16 protein-coding genes are annotated in these 19,026 nt (G+C 54.3%); 6 read left to right on the top strand and 10 right to left on the bottom strand.

What is annotated here, in order from left to right; translation table 11 throughout:
• Nucleotides 1-15 precede the first annotated feature (15 nt).
• The 7 genes from acpS to lepA form a co-directional block, all read right to left on the bottom strand.
• Complete coding sequence (gene acpS, locus ACQE2I_RS07550; RefSeq protein ID WP_427030955.1) at nt 16-393, bottom strand: holo-ACP synthase; 378 nt, start codon at nt 391-393, stop codon at nt 16-18.
• A 33-nt stretch (nt 394-426) separates the two neighbouring features.
• Nucleotides 427-1,269, bottom strand: a complete 843-nt coding sequence (gene pdxJ, locus ACQE2I_RS07545) for a pyridoxine 5'-phosphate synthase (protein ID WP_427030954.1) — start codon at nt 1,267-1,269, stop codon at nt 427-429.
• Between the two features lie 53 nt (nt 1,270-1,322).
• On the bottom strand, nt 1,323-2,018 hold the full coding sequence (gene recO, locus ACQE2I_RS07540; RefSeq protein WP_427030953.1) for a DNA repair protein RecO: 696 nt from the start codon (nt 2,016-2,018) through the stop codon (nt 1,323-1,325).
• Nucleotides 2,019-2,026: 8 nt separating this feature from the next.
• The gene (era, locus tag ACQE2I_RS07535; RefSeq protein WP_427030951.1) at nt 2,027-2,926 is read right to left on the bottom strand and encodes a GTPase Era; all 900 of its coding nucleotides are present in this window, start codon (nt 2,924-2,926) and stop codon (nt 2,027-2,029) included.
• Complete coding sequence (rnc, locus tag ACQE2I_RS07530; RefSeq protein ID WP_427030949.1) at nt 2,923-3,615, bottom strand: ribonuclease III; 693 nt, start codon at nt 3,613-3,615, stop codon at nt 2,923-2,925. The genes era and rnc overlap by 4 nt, the downstream gene beginning before the upstream one ends.
• A 67-nt stretch (nt 3,616-3,682) precedes the next feature.
• Nucleotides 3,683-4,486, bottom strand: coding sequence for a signal peptidase I (lepB, locus tag ACQE2I_RS07525; RefSeq protein WP_427030948.1), 804 nt, complete (start codon nt 4,484-4,486; stop codon nt 3,683-3,685).
• A 15-nt stretch (nt 4,487-4,501) separates the two neighbouring features.
• Nucleotides 4,502-6,316: a translation elongation factor 4 gene (gene lepA / locus ACQE2I_RS07520; RefSeq protein ID WP_427030947.1), complete on the bottom strand. Its 1,815-nt coding sequence runs from the start codon at nt 6,314-6,316 to the stop codon at nt 4,502-4,504.
• 139 nt (nt 6,317-6,455) lie between these two features.
• Here lepA and ACQE2I_RS07515 point away from each other — a divergent pair, with 139 nt between their 5' ends.
• Complete coding sequence (locus ACQE2I_RS07515; RefSeq protein WP_427030946.1) at nt 6,456-6,656, top strand: hypothetical protein; 201 nt, start codon at nt 6,456-6,458, stop codon at nt 6,654-6,656.
• Between the two features lie 325 nt (nt 6,657-6,981).
• Here the strand turns inward: ACQE2I_RS07515 and ACQE2I_RS07510 are convergent, their stop codons facing one another.
• Complete coding sequence (locus ACQE2I_RS07510) at nt 6,982-8,001, bottom strand: KilA-N domain-containing protein (RefSeq protein ID WP_427030945.1); 1,020 nt, start codon at nt 7,999-8,001, stop codon at nt 6,982-6,984.
• A complete protein-coding gene (locus ACQE2I_RS07505) occupies nt 7,973-8,134 on the bottom strand; it encodes a hypothetical protein (RefSeq protein ID WP_427030944.1) in 162 nt (53 codons plus the stop codon). The genes ACQE2I_RS07510 and ACQE2I_RS07505 overlap by 29 nt, the downstream gene beginning before the upstream one ends.
• A gap of 93 nt (nt 8,135-8,227) precedes the next feature.
• Between ACQE2I_RS07505 and ACQE2I_RS07500 the strand changes: the two genes are divergently transcribed.
• The 5 genes from ACQE2I_RS07500 (at nt 8,228) to ACQE2I_RS07480 (ending at nt 10,362) form a co-directional block, all read left to right on the top strand.
• Nucleotides 8,228-8,548 carry an Arc family DNA-binding protein gene (locus ACQE2I_RS07500; RefSeq protein ID WP_427030943.1) on the top strand — a complete coding sequence of 107 codons (321 nt, stop codon included), beginning with the start codon at nt 8,228-8,230 and terminating at the stop codon, nt 8,546-8,548.
• A gap of 138 nt (nt 8,549-8,686) precedes the next feature.
• Entirely contained in the window at nt 8,687-9,163 is a 477-nt protein-coding gene (locus tag ACQE2I_RS07495) for a Panacea domain-containing protein (protein WP_427030941.1), read from the top strand.
• 58 nt (nt 9,164-9,221) lie between these two features.
• Entirely contained in the window at nt 9,222-9,533 is a 312-nt protein-coding gene (locus tag ACQE2I_RS07490) for a hypothetical protein (RefSeq protein ID WP_427030940.1), read from the top strand.
• A gap of 32 nt (nt 9,534-9,565) precedes the next feature.
• On the top strand, nt 9,566-10,063 hold the full coding sequence (locus ACQE2I_RS07485) for a hypothetical protein (RefSeq protein ID WP_427030938.1): 498 nt from the start codon (nt 9,566-9,568) through the stop codon (nt 10,061-10,063).
• Nucleotides 10,064-10,143: 80 nt separating this feature from the next.
• A complete protein-coding gene (locus ACQE2I_RS07480; protein ID WP_427030936.1) occupies nt 10,144-10,362 on the top strand; it encodes a hypothetical protein in 219 nt (72 codons plus the stop codon).
• A 19-nt stretch (nt 10,363-10,381) separates the two neighbouring features.
• On the opposite strand, the gene ACQE2I_RS07475 is transcribed toward ACQE2I_RS07480, so the two are convergent.
• Nucleotides 10,382-19,015 (bottom strand): LPD38 domain-containing protein, encoded by an 8,634-nt coding sequence (locus tag ACQE2I_RS07475; RefSeq protein ID WP_427030934.1) that lies wholly within the window; start codon nt 19,013-19,015, stop codon nt 10,382-10,384.
• Nucleotides 19,016-19,026 lie beyond the last annotated feature (11 nt).

Below are 19,026 nucleotides of genomic sequence, written 5' to 3'. Positions count from 1 at the left end.
TAACGCTCCAAGCCGTTAACGTTCCAAGACCACAAAGGCAACCGCGTACTCGGCCTCGTCGCTCAGTGTGATATGGCTGGCGGTAACGCCTGCCGACTGAATTTGTCGTTGGGCTTCACCACTAAGCAGCAAGTGGGGCTTGCCCAAGGCATCGTTAAGCACCTGAATATCACTCCACTGCATGCCTTCGCGCAGGCCTAACCCAAGCGCTTTCACAAACGCCTCTTTGGCGGCAAAGCGCTTGGCCAGAAATGCCACCGGCTGGGATCTTTGCAGCCATAGGGCGTGCTCATCGGGACCTAAAATGCGCTGGGCAAAGCGCGGGCCGTGGCGCTGCACGGCCCGCGTAAACCGCTCAACGCGGGCAATATCAGAGCCAATTCCCACTATCATCGCCTAAACAACCTCTTAATAGGGAACCTCTGATTAGTGCCCACAGCAACCGTTATGAACGTGCTCAGAGCCCTCTCCGTGGTCATGGCCGTGGTCGTGTTCAAGGTCATGAGCATCCAGGGCCGCCATTAAGCCCGCCTCCTGTCCGGCGATGATCAAGCGCTTCATTTCCTGCACGGCCTCTTTTAGGCCCACAAATAGAGCACGCGCAATAATCGCGTGGCCAATATTGAGTTCGTTAACGCCCGGCAGCGCCGCTATCGCTTCCACGTTGTGATAGTGCAATCCGTGACCGGCATTAACCACCAGACCCAGCGAGACCGCGTGGGTGGCAGCAGCGGTTAAGCGATGATACTCACCATTCGCAGCCTCACTGCCTGGCCGTGCTTCCGCGTACGCACCGGTATGTAGCTCAATGGTGGGGGCACCGGCGCGCTGAGCAGCATCGATCTGATCAGCATCAGGGTCAATAAATAGTGATACATCGCAACCCGCTTCGCTTAACCGCTGGCAGGCGCTGGCAATGGCGTCAAATCCGCCGACAACATCCAAGCCGCCTTCGGTGGTCAGCTCTTGACGCTTTTCAGGCACTAAACAGACATGCGCTGGGCGCACCTCTTCGGCCAGCGCCAGCATCTCTTCAGTGACGGCCATTTCCAGATTCATGCGCGTATTGAGCATTTCGGCAAGAATACGCACATCGCGGGGCTGAATATGGCGACGGTCTTCGCGTAAATGCACGGTAATACCATCGGCACCCGCCTCTTCAGCCACTAACGCGGCCTGTACCGGGTCCGGATAACGCGTACCTCGGGCTTGGCGAAGTGTCGCAATGTGGTCAATATTGACGCCTAACAGTATCCGAGGGGGGTGCATAGTGCCTCCAGCGCAGCATGAAGAGAAAAGCGAGTGATGAAGTTAAGTTTAAACTAGGGGCGATGACGGCGACGCGCCAAATCCAGCATGAGTTCCCGCGAACGTAAAACGGTGGTGCCCAGGTGGGGCGCCAGCGCCGCCCGCATTACCGCTTTGAGGGCATTGGCGAGCCCTTCGTGCTGCCAATCCCCTTGTTCGATATAGCGTAGCGTTCTTCCGTCTAGCCCCCGTTCGGCGGCAATAAATGCCCGCGTTGGGGCATCGAAACGGTAGCGCAGTTGAGGGTCTAAAACGCTGCCTTCCGGGGTTGTAAACTGCGGCGTTGCTTCAAGTGCCTCTAGCATCGCCCACTCGTAGCGGCGCAGCGCTAGCGCCCTTTCAGCAGGCGCGGGCAATGCTTCCAATAGCGCGGTATAAAATGCAAACACCTCGGGCGCTGGTAGCTCTAGCGGCAACAGCCGGGTGGCAATTTCATTCGCATACAGGCCACAAAGCAACCCCTCACCCGCCAGCAGCGCCGTTTGGCCGCGTGACTCCATCAACGTGAGCCGCTTTAAGTCACGACTGCCCTGCCAGGTTACAAATAGCGGCGTAAAAGGCTGCAGACGCTGCCGCGATTTCGAGCCAGGGCGCTGGCCTCCATGCGCAACGGCGCGCACTCTACCGTGGTCCAGCGTTAAAAGATCCACCAGCGCACTGGTTTCACGATACGGCCGACGATGCAGTAAAAAAGCCGGCTCTGGCACCATCGCTGCCTTCAATCGAGGTCGTAACCCAGGCTTTTCAACGCGCGCTCATCGTCCGACCAGCCGCGTTTTACTTTCACCCATAAATTGAGCATGACTTTGGTGCCTAGGGCGCGCTCCATATCCAAGCGCGCTTCGCGGCCAATGCTCTTGAGTCGATCACCGTTTTCACCGATCAAAATGACTTTTTGACCCTGACGCTCCACCAAGATCAACGCGCTGATGTGAGTAACGCGTTCGGTCTCACGGAACTCTTCAATCTCAACGGTCATCTGGTAGGGAAGCTCATCACCCAACTGGCGCATGACCTTTTCACGCACCAGTTCGGCGGCCATAAAGCGCAGGCTTTTATCGGTAATCTGATCTTCTGGGAAGAAGTGGACGCTTTCAGGAAGGTGCTTGGCAACCTCCTCTTCCAGGGTATCTACTTGGGTGCCGTGTTTGGCAGAAATAGGCACGATAGCGGCGAAGTCGCGGCGCGCACCAACCTCTGCCAGCCAAGGCAACAAATCGCCCTTTTCGCCTAAACGGTCAACTTTATTAACGGCTAAAATTATCGGCGCTTTAACGTGCTCCAGGCGCTTTAAAACCGCTTGGTCTTCTTCGGTCCAGCGGGTGCGGTCAATAATAAATACCACACAGTCAACGTCGCGCAGCGCTTGGGTAGCCGCTTGGTTCATAAAGCGGTTGATGGCTTTATTACGATCCTTGGACATAATGTGCATGCCCGGGGTATCAACGTAGATAAACTGTGTCTCATCAACCGTTTTAATGCCCATCACCTGATGGCGCGTGGTTTGCGGGCGCCGTGAGGTGATCGATATTTTCTGCCCCAGAATACGGTTCATGAGGGTCGATTTGCCAACATTGGGTCGGCCGACAATGGCTACGAAGCCGCAGGTTTGGCTCATGGTTTGTCTCCAGGGCTTTTTTCGAGGTACGACAGCGCTTCTTCTGCCGCCTGCTGTTCAGCATGGCGGCGGCTAGGGCCTTTACCAGTGGTGTGCTCGGTTAACAGGTCAATGTAGCACTCCACGGTAAAGGTCTGGGCATGCGCCTCACCTTTTACGCAGACAACTTCATAACGCGGCAACGCAGCTTGTCGCGACTGCAAAAACTCCTGCAGCCGTGTTTTAGGGTCTTTTTGAGTATCTTGTAACGAAATATTTTCCAGCCGCTCGGCGTACCATTCCAGCACGCGGTCACGTACCACGTCCATTCCAGCATCCAGATAGATAGCGCCAATCACGGCTTCAACCGCATCCGCCAAGATCGACTCACGCCGATGGCCGCCACTTTTCATTTCACCCGACCCGAGTCGCAGACATTCGCCGAACGCCATTTCGCGAGCTAATTCCGCCAGCGTTTGCCCTTTCACCAGGCGCGCCCGCAGGCGTGAAAGCTGGCCTTCGCGTGCCATGGGGAAGCGCTGAAAAAGTGCTTCGGCGATCACAAAGTTGACGATAGAGTCACCCAGAAATTCCAGGCGCTCATTGTTACGACCACCAAAGCTGCGGTGGGTCATGGCCAGTTCCATTAGCGAATCGTCGCCAAAGGTATGGCCGATTCGTCGGCAAAAAGCGTTCAAGGAATTACTCACAGCTCTCCTTCGTCATTGACGTTAACTAAAGTGACATAACTGACTAAATACAATCCAAGCAGAGGCGTCATTCGATACGCCGAATGCTGGTAAAACTTGGCAAGCCGCCATCCCAATGCATCCATACCGCAAACGCTCGGCCAACAATGTTGTCTTCAGGAACGAAGCCCCAGTAACGGCTGTCATTCGAGTGGTCACGGTTATCGCCCATCATAAAGTAGTGCCCTTCTGGGACTTCTACTTCGCGCATTTGCGGGCCAGGGTCACGCGGGTTGTTATAGATAAAATGGCTGGCATCGCCCAACTGCTCTTCTAATAGTAGCTCCTGCGGAGACTTCGCAGGCCCTTCTTCAATCAACTCTTTAGCCACCGGTTCGCCGTTAACGTAAAGCTGCTTGCCTTCGTAGCGGATGCTATCACCCGGCATGCCCACCACACGCTTAATAAAATTCACCGAGGGTTCGTCAGGGAAACGGAACACCATCACATCGCCACGCTCGGGATCATCCACTTCAATAAAGCGGGTATTCACAACCGGTAAGCGTAGGCCGTAGGCGAACTTGTTGACCAAGATAAAGTCCCCAATCTCCAGCGTCGGCCGCATCGAGCCAGACGGAATCTGGAAAGGCTCGATGATAAAGCTGCGCACTATCAATACTACGAGCAGCACCGGAAAGAATGACCGTGCGTAGTCGACAGGCCACGGCTCTTTAAGCAGTTTTTCACTGCTCGCGGCGTCTAACCCTTCTTGTGTGTTCGCTTCAGCTGTCTCGTATCGCTGGCGGCGTTTGGGCTTTAATAGCAACACGTCCAGCAGGTAAATAACGCCCGAAAGCGCAACGGCAAGTACCAGCAGTAATGAAAAATCCATGGGTGGCGTTCTTTCCTAGTCGTTAACCTTGAGTACTGCAAGGAAGGCATCCTGGGGAATTTCCACACTCCCCACTTGTTTCATGCGTTTCTTACCGGCTTTCTGCTTCTCGAGCAGTTTCTTCTTACGGCTGACATCGCCACCATAACACTTGGCCGTCACGTTTTTGCGCAGCGCCTTAACGGTTGAGCGGGCAACCACTTGACCACCGATAGCGGCCTGAATTGCCACGTCAAACATTTGCCGGGGAATCAGCTCTTTCATTTTTTCTACCAGCAGACGACCCCGCTGGTGAGCGTGGTCGCGGTGAATAATCACCGCTAACGCGTCGACTTTATCACCGTTGATCAAGACATCCAGGCGCACCAACTTGGCCTCTTCAAAGCGCTCAAAGTTGTACTCAAGCGATGCGTACCCCTTGGAGATCGACTTCAGGCGATCAAAGAAGTCCATCACCACTTCTGACATCGGCAATTCGTAGGCCAATTGAATTTGGTTACCCAAAAACTGCATATCGCGTTGCGTGCCACGACGCTGTTCGCACTCGGCAATCACATTGCCTACGTACTCCTGGGGCACCAGAATACTGGCGCGCACCACCGGCTCACGCATTTCATCCACGTCGGCCATATCGGGCAACTTGGAAGGGTTGGAGACGTAGTTGACGTCGCCATTTTTCATCGCTAATTCATAGACAACCGTCGGGGCGGTAGTGAGTAGGTCAATATCATACTCACGCTCTAGACGCTCCTGAATGATCTCCATGTGCAGCGTGCCAAGAAAGCCCACCCGAAAGCCAAAACCAAGGGCATCAGAGTTCTCGGGCACATACTCAAGCGAGGCATCGTTAAGGGCAAGCTTTTCCAGCGCATCACGGAAATCTTCGTAATCATCCGCACTGACCGGGAACATGCCAGCGTAAACCTGTGGCTTCACTTTTTGGAAGCCCGGCAGGCGTTCCACATCAGGCGTCTTCGTGTGGGTAATGGTATCGCCCACCGGCGCCCCGTGGATCTCTTTAATACCGGCGACAATAAAGCCGACTTCACCGGCACGCAAAATATCCGTCTGTTTGCGTTGAGGCGTAAAAATACCCACTTCCGTGGCACCCCAATCGCGCCCTGTCGATTTAATGCGAATTTTATCGCCTTTGCGCAACACGCCATCAAATAGGCGCACCAGCGAGACAACGCCGAGGTAGTTATCAAACCAGGAGTCGATAATCAGCGCTTGCAGCGGCGCATCCGGATCGCCTTTCGGCGGCGGGATATCACGCACTAAGCGCTCTAGAAGCGCATCGATACCGATACCGCTTTTGGCCGACACTTGGCAGGCATCGGTAGCGTCCAGGCCGATAATCTCTTCGATTTCCTGGGCTACCTTATCGCAATCTGCTTGGGGCAAATCAATTTTGTTAAGCACCGGTAGAACTTCTAGCCCCTGTTCGATAGCGGTATAGCAGTTGGCCACCGATTGAGCTTCGACACCTTGCGCCGCATCAACGACCAGCAGCGCCCCTTCACAGGCGTAGAGCGAGCGTGATACTTCGTATGAGAAATCAACGTGCCCCGGCGTATCGATAAAGTTGAGCTGGTAGACCTGACCGTCGGGAGCGGTGTAATCCAGCGTCACCGACTGCGCTTTAATGGTAATACCACGCTCTCGCTCGATGTCCATGGAGTCGAGCACTTGCTCTTTGAGCTCACGCTCGGTTAATCCCTCGCAGGTCTGTATCAGACGATCTGAGAGCGTCGACTTACCGTGATCAATGTGGGCGATAATGGAGAAATTTCTTATATGATTGATTTTGCTGTCTTTTTCGTTTGTCATTTGCCGATTTAATCCGGGGTATGTACGCAGCCATGTACCGTAAAATAAAATGCCCTGCTGCGTTCAATAGGAATTTGGTGGCATTGTACCGTTCTGGCGGTTCCGGTGCTATGTTGATCGAAAACAACAGGAGCCTTCCATGGAAACCCCAGCCGACTACTTTCGCCGCAAGCTAACAGATGAAGAACTGATTGCTGGCTTGCGCTCAAGCCCAAGTCACCGCGTATGTCGTGAAGCTGCTGCACGCTTGGAGGAACTGACCGGCCTCGCCGTGCCCAAGCCTGAGTTTATTGAACGTCTGGACGACATGGCCGATGAGCGAAGAAACCGAGGCCAGTAAATACCGCGCTACGTTATGGCGGAAAGCACTGGAGCGCCGGGGCTGGAAGAATCTGCGCAAAGGACTCCCGATGAACATCCTGATTGAGTATCACGTTCTTTATCGTGGGTATCTATATAGTGGCAGATGCAAGCCGTTGGGGCTGAACAGCAGCGATGTGATGACTGCAGGGACTACTCTGTTCCTATTGCGACGTACCGATATGATTAAGGAAGGTGTGTGGCGTAGGGCGCGCAATCAAGATGCGGAGATAGGCAGGACGGCGAGAAGGTTTGATCCATGAGAAAGCCGCCCGTAGGCGGCTATATAATGTCGTGTTGCCCTTCTAGCGTGAAAAGCTCACGGCTTGCGCATTAATGCTCTGCGCAATCCCCATCATCTGATCGACCTTGCTTATAGCGCTGGAAAGATGGTGGCGTAGGCTAGCGATCTCTAACCGGCGCGCATCCAGGTTATGCCCTTCCGCTTCCATTTCTTTGACTAGCTGCATGGTTGGTGATCGGTACTCTGAATCGATCAAATACTTGGCCGCTATCAACACGCGCCGCGAATCCATCTGCCGGTGCTTGATGTAGAAGTTCATATCAAGCCATGCATCGATATTAATAACCTTCAGTGGCTGGGCGATAGTAGCAACCTCTGCTTCCAGGAAATCGCCGCTAAAGGAATAAGATTCGACAGCCCCCAGCGCCTCGGTATAACGTTCGTCGGGTATCTGGTCATACTTCGCGACACCGAAGCGATCCTTCAAGTGTGAGTAGATGCGCTTATAGGCTTTAGGCCGTGCTGGCTCTGGGAAATTGTAGCAACGGCGCCCTACTGCTTTTTGGATGCCGCGTTGATGCGCTGGAGTAAGAGGGTTTGGTAGGGCCTCGTAAGTGGGTTTCGTTTCGACCTGCTTCAGATTGCCCATTCGGTAATCGAGGAACACCTGGTTAACCTGCAGCTGAAACTTGGGGCTGATCCATCCGGCGTAACTGATGGCCAATAACTCGTGGGCGAAAGTGCCTTTATAAGAACCCCCTCGCACAGAGTGGATTGGGTCAAAGTGTAAATCTGCACTTTGGGAAATTTCTTCTATTAGCTCTTTTGCCTCATCCCTTCTAGCCCATTGACTTGGACGCTTGTGCGGCTCGCTGCCAGCGGCATGATGAATCGCATTTAAGCTGAATCGCCCATGCTCGTCCGTGGTGATTTCATGACCAGCGATGACCGGATGCGAGACTTGGCTTGTAGTGCTATTATTCATAGCGTCACCTTTCGTAGTTGGTTGGTGGTAATCCGAAACCTCTGGGGTGGCCGCCCCAGGGGTTTCTTCACTTTTGTACGGCTTTCTGTTCCTCACGCTCTATCTCCTCTTCTATCAAGTGATTAATTAGCCAGTTCTGGCTTCTGTCGTCCTTCCTTGCCTTCCCTTCAAGCCATGCTTTATTTTTAGGCTTTAGTCGAATTTTTAATTGAGGATCGCGCTGATTCACTTTCTTTCTCCGTTGCACCCTTTGGGTTCCACTCTTTAAAAGTACCCATTGGGTTCCATTGTGTCAAGAACCCATCAGGTTCATTATTAGCGGATGACCACTCATGACACTCATATTCAATACAAACTGCGTATGCCCCCCGGCCTGCACGATAAACTGAAAGCATCGGCCAAAGAGAATCATCGCTCATTAAATGCGGAGATAGTTGCGCGCCTGGATGAAAGTTTGTCAGCTGGGCCAAAAACTAAAACGATCTCTCGCGGAGGATTTGGGAGAGATAAGAAGCTAAGCAAGGCCTTGCAAGACCTTGAACGTGCCCTCAACCAGCTTCATGAGGTGCGCGACGACCAAGAGAAAGCTGTCGAGGAAAGCCAGCCAGAAAAGCTAGACGTTAAAGACGATCTGCTTAAATAGACTTCTTCAGCTGGCTGTAATGGAAAAAGAACAAGTAGCCTAAACCTTTGCCGTTATTCGCTATCTAAGGTGTAGCAAAATGCGCTATGTTGTAACCACACACACCAATACCCCTACGGTTTTTGGAAGGAGGTAACCATGGCTATCTCCGCTATGCAGGCAGCCAAAGCAGCATGCGCCGCGTCCGGTTGGGCGCTGAGCAACTTACAGCTGCACAAAATTCTTTATATTGCGCACATGATCTACTCGGGCCGACACGATGGTGAGCCCTTGATTAATGATGAGCGTTTTCAGGCGTGGCCCTATGGCCCAGTGCTTCCCTCTGTCTACAATTACGCTTCTAGTTATGGCAGCTCGAATATTCAGAATATTTTCAATCATATTCCTGACCTTGATCCGGGCACTGAAGAAGGCCAAATCATAGTAGATGCTGTGGGACGTCTGGGAAGCATAGAGCCTTTCCGCTTAGTGGATATCACCCACGAACCTATTTCGGCTTGGGCGCACAGCTACGTGCCAGGCATGCGGAACGTACCAATTCAACAGGAAGCTATCATTAATGAGTACAGAGAACGGTTCCCCACCACCGAACCCTGGACGGCCCAGCGAGCTTGATACGCTCGCTGGCGGAGGTACTTCTGCATCATCCCGCACAGCACAAAGCACTGCCTGGGTGGATTTGGAACAGGCGCTAGCAAGCGAAAAGGATGGCCGACGCGAAGATAGATTTCTATTTGTTGTTGCGTTGGTCATTATTTTTGATGTGTGGGCAATGCAGGATGTTGATACTTGGACCCTGCCATTAGTAGTAGGTATTACTCAGCTGTTTGCCCTTCTCATTTTTGCCCGCCGCATGGGTGTCGAAGAAATACACTTTTGGCTAAACCAGCTTTTGCCCAGGATTAACCTAGGGCTTAAGAAGCCGGATGCCGAGCAAGCTGCGGACCCTAAGCCTGAAACAACTAAGCCGAAAGACAAGCAATAGCAGGCCCTCGCTGCCAAACAAAGAGCACTCCAATGTTAAAACCGATTTTGATAGCAGGTGTTTTAGGCGCGCTTTGCTCACCCCAAGCCGTAAGCGCTTATGACCCTGAGGGTTTTAATGATTGCGTATTAGAGTTTGTGTCGATAGCAAGATCCGATTTTGCAGCCGACGAACTTCTTCGGGCTTGCGCACGTAAGCATGAAACCGACCTTAGTGGTCAGTCTAAGTACTCGAGTGACGCTCCGCCTGTGGTTGCCGAGCCAGACGAAACTGACGACAGCGTGGCGGCAACCTGGAGGCAAGTAGCTAGCTCAGAAGATTTTTTATTGGCAGATAGGGATACGCGAGACCTTCTGCGCAGAAAATTCCTTGAGTGGGTGATTATCCCAGATATGACGGAAGATCAGAGAGAGATGCTCGGAGAAGAAGTGCGCGCCATGTTTATGGATCGCACAGAACCTGACTTAGACAGAAATGCTTTTGATGCATTCGATGAGCCATCTTCAGGCCCCTGGGAAAAATACCAATAGCATAATAAAGCCAGGCCCTCGCTGTTCACCTCTCTGTCTATTAACCTTCTAACAAATGCTTAGCTTTATAAGAGGCTGCTATGGATAAGAACGGCATAATTCTATTGCTATTTTTTGCTTCAACGCTCTTTGCAGGGCTTTACTTTGCAGCCAGAGAAGATATATCCGATCTACGCCAACAGACTCAAATGCTCTTTCAGATGCTTCCAGAAAACCAGCAGCGCCGTCTCGTGGATGATTGGGATACGCGGATGGATATGCTAGATAAAGGCCCTCACCAAAACCAGTGGGATCGGTGAGGCCTGCAATCTTTCCTCTCTACAGCTCGTTATACCGCCGATTAAAGTCATCTACTCGGCGCTTCATCTGCTTTTCAATCAGCTCTATCCGGTTCTTCTTAGCCTCATCACTGAGCGTTTCGGTTTCTTGAATGCGGTCTCGCCGCTTGCGATCCTCTTGCAGCTGTTTTTCGATATTCTTGGCGCGGTTAAATAGTCGGATTTGCTCGATGTTATCGCGCCGAAAGTCGATACGCTCCCGGCCTTTTAGTGCGTCGGCCTCATTGGCGATTTGCCCGAGCTCATCGCGACGCTCATAGAACAGTCCTTGATCTCGGTACGGCGAAGTACTGCTGGCAAAGCGTCCAGCAAACGGTATCCGGTACCGTTCGACCTCCTCGCCAGTAGCTACACGGGCAGCAAAGCTGGACGTCTTTTCGACAAAGCCCCAGGCGCCGCCGCCGTAGTAGTTGACCAGGTGCTGCATGACATCGGGGCTAATATCCACACCACCTGTTCGATATTCGCTACCACCAAAGGCATTGTTAAGAAAGCTGGCAAACGCTTTATAGGGCTCAGGCGTGCTGGGCATGGCTCGGGAGCTGTCAGGCGTAGGGGTACCAAATGGCAGATCTTCTTTATAGATCATGCGCCCAGCAAAGTCTTCATTGAAGCCGACTTGAGCGAATGAGCGAATGAGCGTTGGGGATATATTCTTTAAAAAAAGCCCGGTCGCACTATCTGAATCCTCCCACCCTATAGGTGAAAAGCTACCCAGGATTGCTAAGCCAAGGTTTTTAGCTGCTACGGTCGCGTCTGTTGTGCCAGCCACGACAGCTTCTGCCTGAGTGCCGATGGCCGAGAAAAAATTGTACCCGTAGGGCAGTGGGATCGACACGAAGTCGTCAGGCTCGCCGCCCCAGAGACTGCTCATGATGACGATATTGCGCTCCTTGACGTAGTCGGGAACCTTGTCATAGAACAGCACTCCGTCTTCATCTTCTTCAGACGCCCAGCGATTTAACATGCCCAAGGCGAAAGCACCCGACGCCATGCCAAAAGCTATCTTCTGCGCCATGTTGGCCCGCGCCCATACGTTCATCGGGCTTTTTCCATCCGGCGTGTTTTTCATGGTGACCATGGTGCGGGCAAAATTCTTAATGCCCTGAGTTGATGCGTTATAAAACATAAACGCTGCGTTGAGCTTGGTGCCCACCTCCCCCCGGCGGTTGAAATTGACCGTCATGTTCTTGGCCAGGCTGGCCGCCTGCTTGCGTGAAACGCCAGCACGCCGAGCATTGGCGTAAGCAGATAGGCGCACCGCGTTCTCAACCGCGCCGTTCATGTTTTCAACAAAGTCAGCGGTTTTCTTACGCGCCTTCAGCATATGCGACATGGTGGTGCCGTCAGCGCGGCGCACCATGGATTGAATTTCCTTTGCCTGCGAGCTGATATCCTTCATATCGAAATAGCCCGTTTTGGCGCCATCTTCTTGGAACTCTTTAAACCAAGTATTCCATTCGCGACCGCTGTCATTTTTGCCCGGCTTGTTTTGCAGGCCTCTCCAAGCGGCCTTCATGGCGGGGCCAATGTCTCGCGCCGTTTGGCGAACGATGGCCTCGCCTTTAATCTTGCCGTCGTCACGCGTCTGCTCAGCCGTTAGATTCAGCAACGCAGTTTGAACGTCCCGTGTGAAGTTGCTCAACATGAATTCTGGGTTATAGCTGGTCATCATGGCCGACATTGCCCGCGTGGCTGTGCTGGCGATTTGCGTGAACATGTCTAGCTTTTCAGGCCCAACATTACGCATTGCATTCATCAGGCGCTCATCGTGGATCTTCAGATAGTACGTGCGCCCTGCCCGCTTCACTTTGAAGTACTTGTCGTTGCCCGCCATATTCACAGGCCGTTCTTGCACCTCAATGCGGCTCTTGCCTGTATCAGGGTCGGTAACGGTTACCGGCGTGCGCTGCGTGTCAGGATTGCTGTCGGTAAAAACTTCCCATAGCGAAGGATTGGGGTGATCGGTCACCAGCGAGAGAAGCGACTGTGCAACTTCGTTCTTGCGCCGGCGGATAAGCGACTCGTTGGCATCTATAATGACTTGAGATGAGGGTGAGTCAGCGATACTTTTACGGCCCGCTGCAGTGCGCGATTCTCGACCGCTAACCTCAAAGCCGCGGCCAGTTCTGGGGCGCCCTAGTTCATCGGCCGCATTGCCTTTTAGCGGCACGTAGTACTGCCACGCTGCTTCCCAGGCATCCACCACCGTGTCATCTTCCAGTCCGCCATCGCGTATTGCATCGCGGCGCACTCGAGTCATGTCATAAACGATCTTGGCCAGCTGGTCGTATTCAACCTGCTTGCCGGAATTGGCCACCTTGTCGATAATCTCTGCCGCTCGGGCATTGGTCATGCCAGAGCCACCATCCTGCATATCAGGCTTGTCGGGGTTGCGCTCTGCAATGGTCGCATTGCGTTCTGGTGCGTGTCGCGCGTAGAGATATTCATCAAGGTCGGCTTGGCTAATTTTGGCGATGGCCATCCCTTCCGCCAGTGGCTCCACGTACTGCTCGCGCAACAGTCGCAGGTCATACTCAGCCTTGCCGTGAAATAGCTCTTCAGCCAAATAGGCATTAGCCTCTTCTTCAATCTCACGACCACTACGGCGAATCGCATTTTCCAGAATCTCAAGCGGCCGCATTTTATCTACAAACTTGCGTATAGCTGCATTTCTAAGTGACTCGTCAGGCATCGCAAAGTTGGTACTATCAGTGCTGGAGAACTTGCCGCCAATTGTTCCTGGCGGTGCGTTCAGGCTAAAGCGCTGCTCGCCCACACCGTGATCAGGCTCACGGTACATGGTCTCGCTGATCTCGTAGTCTTTATTGCGGCCCTTGTTCTCAATGAAGCCGAAGCGCTTATAGAACTCGCGTAGACGTTTAGCATTACCGCCAAAGTCAGCTGACGGCGTCAGCGCAATTGTCTTGCCGCTAGCATCTGCCCAATGCGTTAGGCGCCGCATTACTTCAGAACCTGTGCCCTCGTTTTGTGCAGGCGAGACAATGCGAGAAATAGTCACGCGTTGGCCACGCCCCGCCATATCTAGCTTTAAGCCGGGGAACTCGTCCCGGAGCTGCTTTGATAGCTCGCGATGCGTAACCGAGGACTGCTGCTCCATCAAGCTATAGAGCGCTTCATCTTGCGATACAAGGTCGCGTTGGGCCTGTTGGCGACGCAGCCAGCGCCGGGATTGCTCACCCAGCGCCAAGATGTCGCTTGTCCGCCACTCGATGTTGGGAAATAGTTTTCTCAACAGTCGGCGAACGGTGGACTTGATACGCTGGCTTAGCGTTGGGCTGCCGTTGCTTTCCTCGATGTAGTGAGCAACCAGCTCTTCGGCCAGCGTTACTTTCCCCTTATGGGTCGTTACATCGATGAACGGGTACGCTGCCTGGATGGCCGCGATATTGTCGCGCCCTGCCTGTGATCGGGTATGGCTTTTGTAAACCTCCAGCATCAGGGGCTCAAGCTCGGCACCCAGCACGCCGCGCATACCTTTATGGCCAACTGACTCATGCACCGCTGTGCGCACCGCCTCTTCTACGCTGGCCATGTTATCGGCGACAACATACAGCTCGCCGCCGACAAACATGCCGCGAACATCTGTCGGGTTAATGCCGCGAAGCACCATGCCCATAAGCGCATCAGTAGGGAGCTCTGCGGTGGACTGAATGACGCGAGCTTCTGCAAGCTCAGGCTTGCCCTTCAGTGCTGCTGATATGTCAGCCGCACGCGGGGCTAGGTTGATGCTTTCTGTCGCTGAATTAATCGCAAAGCGTATATCGGGATTGGCTGGGTCGAAGGTGCCTGTGTTGCCAATAGCGGATTTAACCTGACTGCTATCAAATACTATTATCTCGTAATGACGCTTGATATCAGAGCCGGGCTTTCCCTCCATAATGCCGTCATAGCCCATCTTTTGAAGCTCTTCAGCTTGGCTGGTGTTGTTATTTTTAGCCAAACGAGCGGACTCGGTGAGTGCAGCACTTCCTTCAGGGGTGCCTCTATAAGCTGGGTTTTTTACGGAAAGATAGACAGGCATAACGCGACTCATGCCTTTGCGCCTCACTTTGCTTATATCATCCGGCTGAATCTTTTCGCTTCGATCCCAGAAGCCATAGGCTTCCGCCTGCTTTGCTGATGGCGTGAAATAGAACAGCCCCTGCGAGCCCCCATTGGCATTATTGATCTGCTCTTGAGATGTGAACTCAGTAATGCTTCCACCTGGCGTGCCGTGATATACAACCAGCGGCTCGCCCGTCTTTTTATCCACAACCCTGCTATCGCCAAACCAGCGCTTAAACGCTGCGCTGTCTATGGCCTGGGCATTGTTTCCATTGTCAGCAAGTGAAAAGAGCGCATCTTGCCCACGCGATGCGGCGACGTCTGCGCTTCGTTCGCTACCACTTAGTACAAAGTCGTTAGCATCACGGTCGGCCTGGGCGCGCTGCTCTTGCTCGCGGCGCTGGCTGGCTTCGGCTTGCTCGGCCTGCTGAACCTCCTGCTCTCGCTGGGCAAGGCTTTCTTCTGTTTGGGTTTCGAGTAAGGGCTCTTGCTGCTGTGCTGCCTGACGCTGCGCTGCTCGCCTTTCAATGATGCGCTCTCGCGCTTGCGCTCTTTCTTGCGCCGCGCTAGGGAGTGACAGTATCAATTCATGACGGCGCGCCTGCTCTGCATCTGTCGCAAAATCTAGCACGCTCAATTGATCGTTGGGGTCTGCGTTTTTAAGCGCCTCGGCATAGCGCTGCTCTATCGGTTCCATAACACGATTGAGCTCACCGCGTATTTCGTCAGGCGTCCTCTCTTGAGCGATATCAGACGCCTTCCGCTCACTGGCGGGCTGGCTATCACTAAGCGCCTCCGGGCGCTCAGCGGATAATGCCAACTGCTTAGCTTCAGTCAGCGTTTCACCAGTCGTGAAATTATTGCCCTGGTCATAGGCTTTCTTATCAGCGAACACCATAAACATGGGAATACGGCTTCCACCGCTTCCCATGGAGTGGTCAGCGATAACAGTGCCGTCGCTGCCTTCCCATACGCGACTGCCGTTAGTACGGCGTTGCCAGGTAATGGGCGATGGTTGCGCAGCGTCCTGTGCAGCAAAGCCCCATCCACCCTCCACCTCAACGGGCTGGGCGTTGGGCGCATCACGGAAGCGCTTGGATAGCTCGACTGCGCGGCGGGTCTGGAAAGGAGTGCCATCGGACTTAAGGGTTACGCCTGTTTGTTGCTGCCCTGCGTCATCGCCCACTCGTTGTTGGCGTGCACCCGCTGCTCGTGCGTCGTCTCCCCCAGGTACTTGTCCACTTCTTCCAGCGTCTTGCCCTGCTTGATCAGGCGGTCGGCTGCTAGGTGCTGGTGTACGTGGCTGTTGCGTTGCTGCTGTGTCAGGGCCATTAAGCAATGTCTCCTTGAGCTCGCGGGTAACGCTGGCGAGGGTTTCGCCCTCTTTCACGCGCCGCGCGGCATCGTTAATCTGCTGGTTAATTTCCGGCGTGGTAGTTGCTCGCTCCAAAAGCGCGACGGCTTCGGCAGAGGCATCTTGCAGCGCGTCGTTGCGCTCTTTGGCAATGCGATTGCCTGCCTGCTCGGCGGTCTGGGCGTTATCATTAAGCGTAGCGAATAAGCGACGGTCGCGCACTAGCGTTTGGCGCAAGCTATCCATCACGCGAACGCGCTCGCCAATTAATGATTCGGCCGGATCGTCACCAAACAGGCCACCCTGCTCGCCTTGGCTTTCTGCAAATCCCGCCTGGCGTACCTCGTTAGCCAGGAGCGCGCGCTGATTGTCGTTGGTCGGCTTCACGCGCTGGAATACATCGATAGCAGCCATCTGTTGGTCGGGATCATCAAGCGCACGACCAATGGTGGCGCCGTCTTTCTCGGTCACTACCCCGTTAAGCACTGCGCCAAACGGCTCGTTGGCCAGCTTGGCAATGTCGATACCGTCGCGCACGACAGGCGACTTGCGCGGAAGATCAAACCGGTTTATTGCTTCGGAAGGCTTGGCATCGGTGTTGCGGAACACCTTGGCGGCATCAATCGCTGAAGCGTTGCCTGCTGCGATATTGGCAGTGGCTGCTTCGATGCGGGCATCTTCCACGGTCACGCCATCAGCCTCACGCAGTACGAGCGCGTTAACATCGGGCTGCTCAAGCTTGCGGGCAAGGTTAATGCGGTGGTGGCCGTCGGCAGCGTACAGCGTGCCGTCTAGGCGCTCGTGAAGCACCAGATTGCCCGCGCGCAAATCGTCCCATTTCTCGACGCCTTCCAGGCGCGAATCAACGCCGTCTTGGTTGACGTTGGTGCGGAACTGGTAGGCTTCCGGGTCAACTTGAATATCAGCCACCGGCACGCGCTTAGGCGTTATGCGGTCGGGGTTTTCTGACGGCTGGTCGGGCGCAATAGCGGGAGTCGCTTCTTCTGCCGCCTCCCTATTGGCTGTAGGCACATTACCGAAAGGCAGCTCCATAGCGCCTTCACTAACCCACTGCTTCAGGTTTTCAACGGGCGTTTCAGAAATATCGCCCAAGCCTTGCCAACCATCCTCGTAATTATCTAAATAGCCTTTTCGCGCCTGCTCTAAAGAATCAAAGCCAAGCAGCACCTTGTGCTCATCAAAGCTGCCGTCAGGGTTGATTTGATCAACCACGTAAGCCCGCTGTGAGCTGGGGTTATCGCCTACAAAAACATCAAGATTGTCGCCGTCTGCCGCCTTCGTGCCTTTAATATCGCCATAGTGGTGCGCCATATTGCTTTCCCACTCGGTACCATCGGGCGCCGTGCCACGACGCGTCGAGCCTTTGGGGTTCTCAATAGCAATATCAAAGCCGTTTAGTCTTACGCGCCCCTTCCGATAGTTACCGGCCTCTGCTTGAGCCGGGGTAGGCTCGGTGTTTGTCTCGCTAGCGGCTTTTTCAATTTGCGCAACCGAGTCCTGCAGCGTCAGGCCATCTGCCTGCGCCGCGTCGTCGCCATTAATGGTAATCGTTGTATCGGGAAGATCAGCATTAGGGTCGTAATCGGCAATGCCGTCTTGTGCGGCTTGCTCACGCCAAGCTTCTTCCCACTGGGCGTTGCCATCCTTGTTAGCGCTAGACGTGCCGGCCTCGCTCTCAGCCTCGGGCGTGTTAAGGCGATCCATTGCACGCGCGAAGCGCTCAGACGCGTTTTGTAGCTGCTCACGAATAGGCGCAAACGCGTCGCTATCGTTTCGTGTGCGCGCCATGGTTTCCGCTTCCAGCGCTGCTGAAATCTCGCCACTAACGGCGTCCAGTTCTGCAACGGCGTCACTATCACCGCGATCTTCAGCAGCCGCTCGCAGTGCCTTAAAAGCGTCGCCGTAGCTAATAGAGTCACGCACTTCACGCTCAGCGGATGACAGCTCAAAGCGAGGCTTGGCGATTAATTCGGCAGCGGTGCCGACTGCCTCAGCATTAGCGGTTTCAGCTTCTGGAGTCGGCGCTTTCTCTGGAGTAGGGGGAGATTGTTCGGCAGGGGGTTCGCTCAGCTCTGGCTGCTCGCTTCCCTGCTGATTATTTCCGCGCATCTCGATGGCGGCGGTACCAGCTCGCACAGCGCCCCCGGTGGGGCCGCCAACAATTACGCCACCTGCCGCTCGGCGCGCAGCGGTTGTGGCATTCCAGCCTGTCTCAGTGCCCACAGACTCCCCAGCGTACTCAATACCGCCTTCTTGAATCGCCTCAGTCACGCTTTCTGTAGCGGCGGCACGACCAACAGCCCCGGGTATTTGTCGTGCGCTAGTTACCGCATTTCCACTGCCTGGAAGTAAACGGCCAAGAGCAAAGCGATCTAGCAGCACAGAAGCGGCAGCCGTCGGGCCGGATACAGCATAGTCGCGACCTTCCGGCATCCCTTCACGGTTATCATTCTCTACGCGCCCTTCGCCAATCTCTTGCGTGCGCGCCGCCAAATAAGCGGGCAAGCTTACAACCAGGCCTGCCATATCGGCCAATGCTGCTGGCCCTTGCTCGGCAGCCGCACCCGCAATGGTTTTAATGCTCGGCTCGTCTAGCGCGCGATCAATCGTGTAGTTAGGCTGGTAGCCAAGACTTATATCTTCAACTGCCTGTCCGGTATCGATAAGTCCAGTACTGGTATCTTCGGGCTTGGCGCGCATGGTGAAATCTAGGCCAAAGCCGCCTAACGCAATATCTGGCTCGTAGCCACGCTCGCGCATCTCGTCAACGCTGCCGCCAATCACGCCAGGGTTAATGCCTCCAAGCGCCTCGGTAATTGCTTGCTCTCCACGGTCTGCCACGTTACCAACGAACTGTAGCGCGTTACCCGCTAGATCAAGTCCACGCTCGCCAGCATTGCGCAAAGCATTGCTGGCTAAATTGGGCGCTTCAGCCTGACTCTCATTATTGCTCTGCTGTTTTTCACGCTTACCAAAAACATCGGCTTCAGTGCGGGTAAAGAACTGGCTTTGCACGTCTTCGCGCAGCGACGCAGGCGTATTGGGCTCAATAGCGCGACGGTAAAACTCGCCGCGTACACGTTGTTTGGTTTCCCAGCCAGCGGCTTGGAAGTCTGGATCGTTGGCAATATCTGTCCATTTGGGCGGGGTGCGATTTTCGGCGGCGTTCACACGCGGCTCCT

This window comes from Halomonas sp. H2 (genome assembly GCF_050215315.1).
GTDB lineage: Bacteria > Pseudomonadota > Gammaproteobacteria > Pseudomonadales > Halomonadaceae > Vreelandella.
The sequence above is the reverse complement of the archived record's forward strand: the minus strand, read 5'-3'. Positions and strand labels throughout refer to the sequence as shown.

Bases quoted from the DNA above. Each gene is read 5' to 3' on its own strand.
- acpS (WP_427030955.1), bottom strand. From the start codon at position 393: ATGATAGTGGGAATTGGCTCTGATATTGCCCGCGTTGAGCGGTTTACG.
- pdxJ (WP_427030954.1), bottom strand. From the start codon at position 1,269: ATGCACCCCCCTCGGATACTGTTAGGCGTCAATATTGACCACATTGCG.
- recO (WP_427030953.1), bottom strand. From the start codon at position 2,018: ATGGTGCCAGAGCCGGCTTTTTTACTGCATCGTCGGCCGTATCGTGAA.
- era (WP_427030951.1), bottom strand. From the start codon at position 2,926: ATGAGCCAAACCTGCGGCTTCGTAGCCATTGTCGGCCGACCCAATGTT.
- lepB (WP_427030948.1), bottom strand. From the start codon at position 4,486: ATGGATTTTTCATTACTGCTGGTACTTGCCGTTGCGCTTTCGGGCGTT.
- lepA (WP_427030947.1), bottom strand. From the start codon at position 6,316: ATGACAAACGAAAAAGACAGCAAAATCAATCATATAAGAAATTTCTCC.
- ACQE2I_RS07515 (WP_427030946.1), top strand. From the start codon at position 6,456: ATGGAAACCCCAGCCGACTACTTTCGCCGCAAGCTAACAGATGAAGAA.
- ACQE2I_RS07500 (WP_427030943.1), top strand. From the start codon at position 8,228: ATGACCACTCATGACACTCATATTCAATACAAACTGCGTATGCCCCCC.
- ACQE2I_RS07495 (WP_427030941.1), top strand. From the start codon at position 8,687: ATGGCTATCTCCGCTATGCAGGCAGCCAAAGCAGCATGCGCCGCGTCC.
- ACQE2I_RS07485 (WP_427030938.1), top strand. From the start codon at position 9,566: ATGTTAAAACCGATTTTGATAGCAGGTGTTTTAGGCGCGCTTTGCTCA.
- ACQE2I_RS07480 (WP_427030936.1), top strand. From the start codon at position 10,144: ATGGATAAGAACGGCATAATTCTATTGCTATTTTTTGCTTCAACGCTC.